9 protein-coding genes, 1 tRNA gene and 1 pseudogene are annotated in these 10,946 nt (G+C 66.3%); 4 read left to right on the forward strand and 7 right to left on the reverse strand.

Features of this window, described 5'->3' with window-relative positions:
• The 4 genes from AC1DYI_RS17350 to AC1DYI_RS17365 form a co-directional block, all read right to left on the reverse strand.
• Positions 1–845: hypothetical protein (locus AC1DYI_RS17350; RefSeq protein ID WP_477205386.1), on the reverse strand; the 845-nt coding region annotated here is incomplete at its 3' end.
• A gap of 458 nt (positions 846–1,303) precedes the next feature.
• On the reverse strand, positions 1,304–2,977 hold the full coding sequence (locus AC1DYI_RS17355) for an ATP-binding protein (protein ID WP_477205387.1): 1,674 nt from the start codon (positions 2,975–2,977) through the stop codon (positions 1,304–1,306).
• Positions 2,978–3,289: 312 nt separating this feature from the next.
• On the reverse strand, positions 3,290–4,066 hold the full coding sequence (locus AC1DYI_RS17360) for an SET domain-containing protein (RefSeq protein WP_477205388.1): 777 nt from the start codon (positions 4,064–4,066) through the stop codon (positions 3,290–3,292).
• Between the two features lie 585 nt (positions 4,067–4,651).
• Positions 4,652–4,725: transfer RNA gene (locus AC1DYI_RS17365), tRNA-Gly, on the reverse strand.
• Positions 4,726–4,806: 81 nt separating this feature from the next.
• Between AC1DYI_RS17365 and AC1DYI_RS17370 the strand changes: the two genes are divergently transcribed.
• Entirely contained in the window at positions 4,807–5,910 is a 1,104-nt protein-coding gene (locus tag AC1DYI_RS17370) for an acyltransferase family protein (RefSeq protein ID WP_477205389.1), read from the forward strand.
• 21 nt (positions 5,911–5,931) lie between these two features.
• Here the strand turns inward: AC1DYI_RS17370 and dacB are convergent, their stop codons facing one another.
• Positions 5,932–7,425 carry a D-alanyl-D-alanine carboxypeptidase/D-alanyl-D-alanine endopeptidase gene (dacB, locus tag AC1DYI_RS17375; protein WP_477205390.1) on the reverse strand — a complete coding sequence of 498 codons (1,494 nt, stop codon included), beginning with the start codon at positions 7,423–7,425 and terminating at the stop codon, positions 5,932–5,934.
• Between the two features lie 142 nt (positions 7,426–7,567).
• Here dacB and trmB point away from each other — a divergent pair, with 142 nt between their 5' ends.
• Complete coding sequence (gene trmB, locus AC1DYI_RS17380; protein ID WP_477205391.1) at positions 7,568–8,293, forward strand: tRNA (guanosine(46)-N7)-methyltransferase TrmB; 726 nt, start codon at positions 7,568–7,570, stop codon at positions 8,291–8,293.
• Between the two features lie 208 nt (positions 8,294–8,501).
• Here the strand turns inward: trmB and AC1DYI_RS17385 are convergent, their stop codons facing one another.
• Both AC1DYI_RS17385 and AC1DYI_RS17390 read right to left on the reverse strand, forming a co-directional pair.
• Entirely contained in the window at positions 8,502–9,329 is an 828-nt protein-coding gene (locus AC1DYI_RS17385; RefSeq protein WP_477205392.1) for an undecaprenyl-diphosphate phosphatase, read from the reverse strand.
• A gap of 75 nt (positions 9,330–9,404) precedes the next feature.
• A complete protein-coding gene (locus tag AC1DYI_RS17390; protein WP_477205393.1) occupies positions 9,405–9,968 on the reverse strand; it encodes a hypothetical protein in 564 nt (187 codons plus the stop codon).
• A 77-nt stretch (positions 9,969–10,045) separates the two neighbouring features.
• Between AC1DYI_RS17390 and AC1DYI_RS17395 the strand changes: the two genes are divergently transcribed.
• Positions 10,046–10,705, forward strand: coding sequence for a TetR/AcrR family transcriptional regulator (locus AC1DYI_RS17395; RefSeq protein ID WP_477205394.1), 660 nt, complete (start codon positions 10,046–10,048; stop codon positions 10,703–10,705).
• Between the two features lie 59 nt (positions 10,706–10,764).
• Positions 10,765–10,946, forward strand: a pseudogene (locus tag AC1DYI_RS17400) (protein-L-isoaspartate O-methyltransferase); the annotation flags it as partial.

Genomic DNA, 10,946 nt, shown 5'->3' on the forward strand with positions numbered 1-10,946 from the left:
GTCTGGCCGAGCATCTGGGCACCGAACTCGATCGCGCCCGCGGCGGCACCGAAGGTCAAACGCATCATCGGCGTGATGTCTTGACTGCGCAGGTTGCGGCCCTCCGGAGGCTGCGGCACGCCAGGGTCACTGTTGCCGACGTGCACGGTGTTCACCGTGGGGCGGAAGAACTCCCGCAACTGCGACACCAAATGAGCGCGCAGCTGGATCGCAGCGGCCGCCTGCGCCACTGGCTTGAGCTCGGGTCGCGCCATCGACATCACCGTCAAAGTCAGAGCGGCAACGTCGCCTCCTGCAATGCCCAGGCTCTGAACGGCCTGCCAGCTGCGGCGCGGCAGGTTGTTGGCGACATCGAGACTGTGTCCGGCAAACGAACGGTTCGCCACCTGGGGTGCCGACTCGGTGTGCAGCTGAGACAAGATGCGCCGGCAGAGCGACCAAGCCAATACTCCCGCCTGAACACCCGCAGCGACCTGCGGGTTCGTTGCCACGGCGCGCGCCAGCTCCGGCGCGATGCTGCCCTGCACCACCGTGCGCACGGCCGCCACCGGCCCGAAGTGGCGGGCGTTCTGCATCGCGAAGAACGCGGCGCTGGAGGCCTGGCGCGGTGCGTGCGCGAGCTGCAACGACTCGACATCGTGCGACCGGTACGACGTTGCAGTGGGCGTGGCGGTCGGGGTCGACGCTTGGGATGCCTGTGACGCCGAGCGAGAGAGGTGCAGTGACGGCTGCGTTGGCAGCGAGGCCACCTCGGAGCTCAGTCGCTCGCGCGAGCGATGCACTTGCTCGGCGAGCTGCGTGGCGTGAGGTGGCATGGCCGTCGATGCGTCCGTCGGCTGCGTCATGGACGGCGCAACTTCGGGCGTGCTCGAGCGCAGAGGCGGTGTCACGGCCCCAACAGTGATCGGTGGCGGCGTCGTTGGCCGTTCCATGCCCGGCGAGGAGAGYAACGAGGGCAATGATTGGCGCCGCAGCGGCGCCGTGGTTTCGGCAGTCGCCCCTTGCACGCCCAATTCAAGGCTTGCACGCCGCGGACTCAGGGGCACAGAGGTTTCGAGGCGCCGGGCGATGGGGGGGCCTGGTTGCTGCTGTGGCAGCGAACTGGCGTCGGACGTGACCGGGTTGGTCAGGCTTTGCGCGGCCGGCCTGCCGGAGTCGATGGAAGTCGGTGGAGTCATGCGTCACCTCGTGGTCGACCCACTGTCGGCGGGTGCGATGACGCTCACATGACGGACCACCTCGCCTGCCGCTCGCGCTTCGTTTGCGCGGGCATCGCTTCGGCCGCTCAAGGAAACGTGGGGCGTCAGTGCTTGCCCGGCACTTCCAGTTCAAGATAAGGCGACCACACCGATTCATGCGCGGCATGCCGCCCTCGGGCTTCATAGGTCATCGACAGCAATTCGAAAAGCGCGCGCGAAAACGCCATCAACTGGACACCGGCGCCCGGGTCGTTGACGAGGTACCAATCGAGCGCTGCACGCAACTCGTCGAGCCGCGGCATGAGTGGCTCGAGGTACAGCGCATCGGTCCTCACCGTCAGGACATGCGCCGCGCGCTCGAACAGCGAACGCACCGCATCGGCATGCAGATGAGCCGCAGACGTGGACGCCCTGGCCTCCGCCAGCCTGTGCTGCGCATAGGCGCGTGTGCTCTCCAGCAAGCGGTAGCGCGGGCGCTCGCCCGGGTCGACGAGCACGAGCGACTGGTCCACCAGGCCTTCGAGCGCATCGGCGACGTCCCACGCTTGCCATCGACGGTCTGCGACCACGCCAATGGCCTGCTCGAGTGTGAAGCTGCTTTCGAACGAGGCCAGCTGCGCAAAGACCAGGCGCTCGGTGTCGTTGAGCAGCGCGTGGCTGAGATCCATGGCCGCGCGAAGCGAACGATGCCGCTGCGACCCGGCGCTCATGCCGCGGGTGAGAAAACGATACCGATCGTCGAGATGCGCGCACAGGCGGTCGATACCGAACGTCGGCAAGCGTCCGGCCGCCAGCTGAATGGCCAAGGGCAAGCCGTCGAGCCGCCGGCACAGCTCGATCACCCGGCCGACGTTGTGTGCGTTGAGTTCGAAGTGCTGGTCTTGTGCACGCGCCTGGTCGACAAACAGCGCCACGGCGCCATGTTCCAGCGCTTCGCTCCAACTGGCGCTCGCCGAAGGTACCGACAGCGGTGGCGGGCGAAATGTGCGCTCCCCCGAAACTCGCAACACCTTGCGGCTCGTGACGAGCACCGAGACATGTTCCGTTCTTTCGAGCACGGCATGAGCGAAAGCCGCCACTTCAGCCGCATCGACCTCGGCGTTGTCGATCACGAGCAGTGCTTCCAGGCCACGCAGCAAATGCAGCACCGAGGCCAGGTCCGCCGCCGCGTCGAGCCCGACGGCCATGGCCACCGACGCCACCACGCTCATGGGCTGGTCGTCGCGGCCCAGGCCGACCCAGACGACGCCGTCGCGCAGCCGCTGCAGGCATGCGTGCGCACAGGCCAACGCGAGCGTGGATTTCCCGAGCCCGGGCGAGCCCACCACCGTCACCAAGCGGTGTTCGGAAACGTTTTCTACCAGTGCCGTCAGGTCGCTCACCCTGCCGTGCAGAGTCAGTGGCAAGGACGGCAGGTTCTGCAGCCGAAGGCCTGGTGGCGTGGCCTGCAGCGGTGCCGTCAAGGCGTCCGGCAAGCCATCGACCTGAACCGGCAGCGCGAAGCGGTAACCACGGCCGGCCACGGTGTCGATGGCAGTGCGGCCCAACAACCGGCGCAGCCCAGACACATGGACAGCCACGTTGTTCTCTTCGACAACCTGCCCCGGCCACACGCAGGTGAGCAGTTCGTCTTTGCTGACGACTGCTCCTTCACGGTGAACAAGAATCGCCAACAGGTCGAATTGACGAGCACTCAGCCGAACCGGCTGTGTCCCATTTCGAAGCACCCTGTCGACAAGGTCCAGCTGATAGACCCCGAAGCTCCAAAAACGCGACACTTCAAATCGCCTCCCCTCAACGGACCTGACAGCCCGTCAGCCCTCCATCGACGAGATCTATTTGTCTCGCGCATCGTGCGGCGCGAAAGCTTCTTATGTCATGGCGATACAGCCACGGCCGTGTCGCCACTGCCGAGCAAGCTTATCCCGCAGCCTGCCTCGCCTGGGAAGAATCTACGCTCAGGCCGTGACAAATGTTGAGCAGCAACGACTCGACGGGCGTCGAATCCGGCCGCCATTGCTGAATAAAGTATCGAAACGCGGCATGTGCGTATTGAATGGCTGGCCGCCGCCACCAGTGGCCACTACGGTTCAGGCCTGGCCGAGTCCGTAGTTCCAGCGCAGCTCGCAGCCCGTGGGGATGTCTTCGTTCGCACGAAAGGCGTGGATGCGCGCGTGCCATCCGTGGCGCAGCGTCACGCGATGCGTCGTGCCGGTGACGTTGTAGCCATCGGCCGGGTGGCCGACCACGCGACCGTCTGCGTCGAGCTCGAACAAGGTGTTCATCAGCGACATGATGTTCTCGCCATTGACGGCCACCTGGCCGAGCACATCGGAAGCCGACATCAGGTAGCGGTCGTCCTGCAGCAGGAATACGTCGACGTCGTCGAGCAATTGGCCACCGTAGACCCCCAGGCAGGTGCCGGCTGGAATGGTCGTTCGCGCAAACAAACCCCACTGGCCGATCAGTGCGCGCTCGTTGGGCGAGCGCAGATCGGCTTCGGTGATGCGCTTCGGCGTCAACCAACGCAGGCACGCGGATGCCCTTGCTCGGCGGCTGACTCGTGGGCAGGTGAACGGCTCCATGTCGGCAAACGCCGCTGAGCCGCCGTGCACTTCGCGGATGTGGATCTCGCCATGGTCCGCGTCGCGAAATGGGTAGGCCCCGCAGGCCTCGATGCGGAAGGTGTTGCGCGTCACTCGCGCACGCTCCTGGAACCGGACTCGGCGCAGCATCGAGAGCCAACGAGCGGTTCCGTAACGCACCAGGTCGAGTTCGCGTGCGCGCTCGGCGACATTCGAATCGTCGACGTCATCGCCGCTCATCAGCGACATGATGTGATCGCGACTGGTCAGCAAGTGGGTCATCAGTGCGCGGCGGCGCGCCGCGGCATCTGGCAGGCGGTCGGCGGCGGCGAGACCGTTTTCGAGGAAGCGGTCGAGTGCGGCGCGACTTGCGTGTTCGCCGGGCTGTGGCGAGAGTTTGGTGTGAACCTCGCATGCACGAGGCGCTGGCAAATGCATCGGCGTGTGGAGTTTCGTGTCGACGTGAAGGTCGAGTCTGATGCCAGCAACGATGGGGGCCCAGCCGAACGCGAAGCCGTGAGTTCGCGGGCGAACGTCGGGCTATGAGCTTGGGAAAGGTAGGTGAAGGGAATGCTCGGCGGCCAGCCGCCTCGGCCCTTCGGGCCCGCCGCAAGCGGCGTCCTGGCACCTGAAGGTGCCAGAGCGAACCGGTTCGATTCCCTTCACCGCCCAGAATGCGCAAAGCCGGCACGGGGCCGGCTTTGCTTGTCTGGAGCGGGTGAAGGGAATGCTCGGCAGCCAAGCTGCCTCGGCCCTTTGGGCCCGCCGCAAGCGGCGTCCTGGCACCTGAAGATGCCAGAGCGAACCGGTTCTCTTCCCTTCACCGCCCAGAATGCGCAAAGCCGGCACGGGCCGGCTTTGCTTGTCTGGAGCGGGTGAAGGGAATCGAACCCTCGTATGAAGCTTGGGAAGCTGCCGTTCTACCATTGAACTACACCCGCAGCGGCGAGAATTCTAACCGGTCGGGTGGGGCTGGCTCGGGCCAAAATTGGCGCCCACGCCAACTGCCCGACTTTCCTTTGATGCGCCCATCACCAATTGCCGTCAGCCACATCCCCGGACTCGACGGCGTGAGGGCGCTGGCCGTGATGGCCGTGGTCTGGCATCACTCGCATCCGGGTGTGGCTTGGCTGCCGGCTTCGGCCAACGGATTTCTCGGGGTCGATCTGTTCTTCGTGCTGAGCGGCCTGCTCATCACCACCTTGCTGCTGCACGAGCAAGCCACGCACGGCCAGATCTCGCTGACGAACTTCTATGCCCGACGGGCGCTGCGGATCTTTCCGCTGTACTACGCACTGCTCGGGCTGCTGGCGCTGTATTTCGTGTGGGCGCCGGCCTCGCCGCAGCGCAGCGCCTTCCTCGCGGCCCTGCCCTTTCATGCGAGCTACCTGAGCAACTGGATCCAGCCCGATTCGCTGATGGCGATCACCTGGTCGCTGTCCACCGAAGAGCAGTTCTACCTGGTCTGGCCGCCGCTGTTGGTGCTGTTTGGCACCCGGGCGCTGCCTGGGTTGCTGGCCTTTCTGGTGCTGAACCAGGCCGTCAATTTCGGCTGGCTGGACGGCTGGCTGAGCTCGAACGGTGTCCCCTACGAGTCGCTGGACATCCTGCAAGCCACCTTCACCCCGATCGTGCTGGGCGTTCTGCTGGCGTTCGCTTTGCAGAACGATCGCGCGAATGCGTGGTTGCGGCGCGTGCTGACGCCACGCTCGCTGTGGATGCTGGTGCTGGCCGCGCTGGTCTTGGTGAATTGGCCTGGCAGCCTGCGCGGCGCGCCCCGCCTCGGCCTGCACCTGGTCTTCACCTTGCTGCTGGGTGGGCTGGTGATGAACCCGGGCCATGTGCTGGTGCGCGGCCTGCAGTGGCGCCCGTTGGCCTATGTGGGCACCGTCAGCTACGGCATCTACCTGCTGCACAAGCCGGCGCTGGACCTGGCGCACCGGCTGCTGCACAAGCTGGGCATCAATTCACCGATCGGCTTGTTCGCCTTGGGCCTGCTGCTGAGCGTTACGGTCGCGTCGATCAGCTACCGCTACTTCGAGAGCCCGTTGCTGCGGCTCAAGAATGCATTTCGCGCGCCGCGCCCGAAAGCCGTTGGGGCCGTGTTTGCCGAGTCGCGGACTTGAGCGACGCCGAGGCGCCGAACTTCAGTTCGCGCGCACCAGCCATTCGATGAAGGCATCCAACGCCGGCGTGGCGCGTGCAGCGTCCGGGTGGTTCACCAAGGCGGCGACAGCGTAGACCTTGCCGCTGCGCGCGTTCACGTAGCCAGCCAGCGCCCGGGTGTCGAGCAGCGTGCCGGTCTTCAGGTGCGCCTGGCCAGCGGCGGCGCCGTGGGTCATGCGGTGTTCCAAGGTGCCATCGACACCAGCCACCGGCAGCGAGTCGATCAGGCTCGTGGCTTGGCGCGCCGACCATGCCTTGCTGAGCAGGTCGACGAAGGCGCGCGGCTTCGCACGTTCACCACGCGACAGGCCCGAGCCGTTCTCGATCTCAACGTCGCCCGGCACGATGCCTTGGCGCGCGAGCCATTCGCGCATGCGGGCTTGCGCTGCCGGCAGCGTGGCCGGCTTGTGCGGAAAGCCGCGCGACAGTGCGAGCATCAGGTTGCGCGCAGCCATGTTGTCGCTGGTCTTGTTGATCTCGCGCAGCAGCTCAGGCAGCGGCGGCGAGATGTGGGTCGAGAACGGCATTTGCGGTTCGCCGTCCGGCCCATCCGGCATCAGTGCATGGCGATCCGGGCGTGACTTGTCGAGCACGCGGCCGTGCAATTGGCCACCGGCTTCTCGCCACAGGCCGGCAATCGCGCGGGCGGTGAACTCGGCATGCGGCAAGGGCGCCAGCACCCACTCGCGCCGGCTGCAGCCGGGCCCGAGGCTGCCTTGCACGCTGATGCGCGGCTCTGCGTCTACCGGGTCGCTCCATTGCGCCCAGGCGTTGCAGCCGCTGCCTCCGGCACGGCTTTGTTCGATGCGCACGCCAACCAGTGGCGGCTCCAGTTGCACACCCGGCCGACCATCGCGGCTGGGATTCAACGTGACCTTCAGCCGGCCCTCGTTCAGCGTCAACGCGTCGGGCCAGGCGTGGTGCGGGCGATCGGTGGCCGGCGTCGGCGTGTGTTCGTGGTCGCGCTCGGTCAGCTGGAAGGCGAATCGGTCGAGCACGATGTCGCCGATGATTTCGCGCAGACCCAGCTTGCGCCATTCGGCCATCCAGGTCTGCAGGTCTTGCACGCTGAGGCAGGCATTACCGCCGCCGACGATCCACAGGTCGCCCAGCAGCCGGCCCTGCATCATCGTGCCGCGCACGAAGGCCATCGTGCGCCAGCGGAACTGCGGGCCCAGCAGGTCGAGCGCCGCCATCGAGGTGACGAGCTTGGTGGTCGACGCGAGCTGGAACGATTTTTCGGGGTTCAACGCGACCAGCGGCATGCTGCTGTCCAGTGCGCGGGCATAGACACCCAGGCTGGCACCGGGCAGGCCGCAGCTGCGCAGCAGCGCTTCGCCAACGCCGGGCTTGGGCGCAGCGGCGGTGCCGAGTGGCAGCGATTGAGCGGTCGCATGAGCGCTTTGCCACGCGGCGGGCAGGCAGGCGGAGGCCACCAGCCCCGCGCCCAGGCGCAGGCTGTCGCGCCGCGTCAACGCGGCCGCTCGGGCACAATTCCGCTCATACCACCACATCCCACGAGCATCGCCCGGAACGCCTTGTTGCAACGTCCCGAATAACGCGGTCGCCGTGGGTCAGTTCTAGGGGTGAGCTTTCCAGCGCCCCTCCCCCATCGATATGACCAGCCCCGAGTCCACGAACGCCGGCCCTGACGCCGACGAATCGTCTTCCGATACACCGCGCCGAACGATCCGCAGCTTCGTGCTGCGCGCCGGCCGCATGGGCACCGGCCAGCAGCGCGCGCTCGAAACGCTGGGGCCACGCTTCGTGTTGCCGTTTGCCGATGCCGCCATCGACCCCGTCGCGGTCTACGGCCGGCAAGCACCGCTGGTGCTGGAGATCGGCTTCGGCATGGGCGCCGCCACCGCCGAGATCGCAGCTGCACGGCCTGACACCGACTTCCTCGGTGTCGAGGTCCACACACCCGGCGTCGGCGCGCTGCTCAAGCTGATCGGTGACACCGGGCTGAGCAATCTGCGCATCGTCCAGCACGACGCGGTCGAGGTGCTTGAGAAGATGATCGCGCCCAGCTCACTGGCGGGTGTGCACATCTTCTTTCCCGACCCTTGGCACAAGAAGAAGCACAACAAGCGCCGGCTGATCCAGCCCGGCTTCGTCAACAAGCTGGTGACGCGCTTGGCGCCGGGCGGCTACCTGCATTGCGCGACCGATTGGCAGCCTTATGCCGAGCAGATGCTGGAAGTGCTGACCGCCGAGCCGGCCTTGGTCAACACGGCCGAAGGCTACGCGCCCAAGCCCGAGTACCGGCCGCTGACGAAGTTTGAAAACCGCGGCCTGAAGCTTGGCCACGGCGTGTGGGACCTGGTCTTTACACGTCGCTGAATTGTTGGCCCCCACGCCCCTCCCGGGGCTGCCTTGCAGGCCGCGCCGAGCCAGAGGCTCGGCCCTTCGGCAGGCACGAACAGTCCTCAGGACTGTTCATGTCCGGCCTCAGCCCCCGAGGGGGCTCGCGCAGCGGACCGGCRGAGCCGGATCCGCGCACGCCACTTGAAGGGGCGGCGCTACGCGCGCCCGCTTTCGTTGCGTGAAATCAATCCGTCCACTTGACCCAACCCATGAAGTGGGTGGCCAGCACGACGATGCCGAACGCGATGCGGTACCAGGCGAACGCGGTGAAGCGGTGGGTCGCGATGTAGCGCAATAGCCAGTGCACGCAGATCCACGCCGCCGCGAACGAAACAACGAAGCCGACGGCGAACATCGGCCAATCAGCAGCCGACAGCAACGCACGCTCTTTCCACAGGCTGTAGGCGCCGGCACCGATCAGTGTCGGGATCGCGAGAAAGAAGCTGAAATCGGTGGCGGCCCGGCGCGACAGGCCCAGCAGCATGCCGCCAATGATGGTCGCGCCCGAGCGGCTGGTGCCAGGGATCATGCCCAGGCATTGCACCAGGCCGACCTTCAGCGCGTCCATGCCACTCATCGTGTCTGCATGGGCCACGCGCGGCTCGTGCCCTTGCTGGCGCTTCTCGGCCCACAGAATGATCAGGCCGCCGACGATGAACGAGGTGGCCACCACCGGCGCGTTGAAGAGGTAGGCCTTGATCGTCTTGTAGGCCAGCAGGCCGATGACCGCGGCAGGCAGGAAGCCGATCAGCACGTTCAACACGAAACGACGCGCACCTTCGCTGGTCGGCAGGTGGATCAGCGCTCCTGTCAGCCGCTGCCAGTACACCAGCACCACGGCGAGGATCGCGCCACTCTGGATCGCGATCTCGAACACCTTGGCCTTCGCGTCGGCAAAGTCCAGCAAGGCGCCGGCAAGGATCAGGTGGCCGGTCGACGAAATCGGCAGGAATTCGGTCAGGCCTTCGACCACGCCCATCACGGCGGCCTTGATCAACAACAGCGGGTCCACGTGAGAAGGCTCCGGCAGCAACAAACAAAGCGCCGGATGATAGCGGGCCCGCCTGGCAGACGAGCGACTTGAGGCTCAGCGGCGTGGCCGGGCGTTGATCTCGACGCCGCTGGCGGTGACCTTGACCTCGCCCAGCTCATAACCAGCCTGCGTCAAGCGTTCGACCTGCTCAGGCTTCAGCCGGTGGATCACCGTGTCGGCCAGCAGCCTTTCGATCGCCAGCGCGCCGATACGCTCGGCCTGCGCGCTGGCCCCCTTGTCCAGCGCGAAACGGGTCACCCGCGGCTCGTCGAAGCGCAGGCTGTTGTCGCTGCGCTCGAGCCGCAGGCCGTACTCCAGCGCCAGCTGTCCGCGCCAGCTGTGGCCGAACAGGCGGTCGTTGGCCAACAGGTCGAACTCGGTCGCCAGGCGGCCGACCTCGGGGCGCAAGCTCAGACGCGGGTTGGCCAAGCTCAGGTCCAGCGCCTCCATCACCCGCTTTTCGAGCGGGAAGCGGCGGCCCAGCATCTGGTTCAGTTCGGCTTCGCTGTAGGCCACCCGAGGCGGGCCCATCAGGCTGGCGCAGGCGCTCAAGGCCACAGCAGCCCCGACAACGAGGCCGCGGGCCAGCAGTTGGCGGCGGTAAAGATCGACATTCATGGCGCCAGCGTAACCTGAGCGGCTTGACGTTCGGCCCCGGGCTGCTAATATTACTGACCAGTCAGTCATTAACAACCATGTCGCCCTCGTCTTCCATCCGTCAGCGCCGAAAAGACGCCCGCCCCAGCGAGCTGCTGGACGCCGCGTTGGCGCTGTTCGTCGAAAAGGGCTTTGCGGCGACCAAGTCGGAAGAGGTGGCCGCGCGGGCCGGGGTGTCCAAGGGCACGCTGTACCTGTATTTCCCGAGCAAGGAAGAGCTGCTGAAGGCAGTGATCCGCCACACGCTGCTGGCCGACATCGCGCGCGGTGCCGAGCGGCTGGCCCAGGAAGAGAACGGGCCGACGGGCGAGTTGCTGGTCGAGCTGATGACCGACTGGTGGGTCAACGTCTACGAAAGCCCCAGCTCGGCGATCTTCAAGCTGGTGATGACCGAGGTGCGCAACTTCCCGGACATCGGCGAGTTCTACCTGCGCGAGGTCATCGAGCCTGGCCACCAACTGATCGGTGGGCTGGTGCAACGCGGCATCGACCGCGGCGAGTTCCGGCCGGTCGATGTCGACAGCGTCGTGCACTCGATCGTGTTGCCAATGGTCATGTTGTGCCTGCACAAACACTCGATGGGCGCCTGCGGCTTTGCCGACTCGCACCTGACCCACCCGGCCGAGTTCATTCGCCAGCACCTCGACCTGATCCTCAACGGCCTGCGCCCGGGCCCCACGGCCACACCCGTTCTCTAGAATGAAGGGTTACCCCCGAGCCGCACCGCTCGCTGCAACACCCATCTTTCGAGGCCGCCATGAACGTCGAACAAGCCCGCTTCAACATGATCGAACAGCAGATCCGCCCCTGGGAGGTGCTGGATCCGGCCGTGCTGCAGTTGCTGGCGGTCGTCAGGCGTGAAGACTTCGTGCCGGTGGCACACCGCGCGCTGGCCTTCGTCGATACCGAGGTGCCGCTGCCCGAAGGCCAGGTCATGCT

This window comes from Ideonella sp. P3_A4, assembly GCF_056403075.1.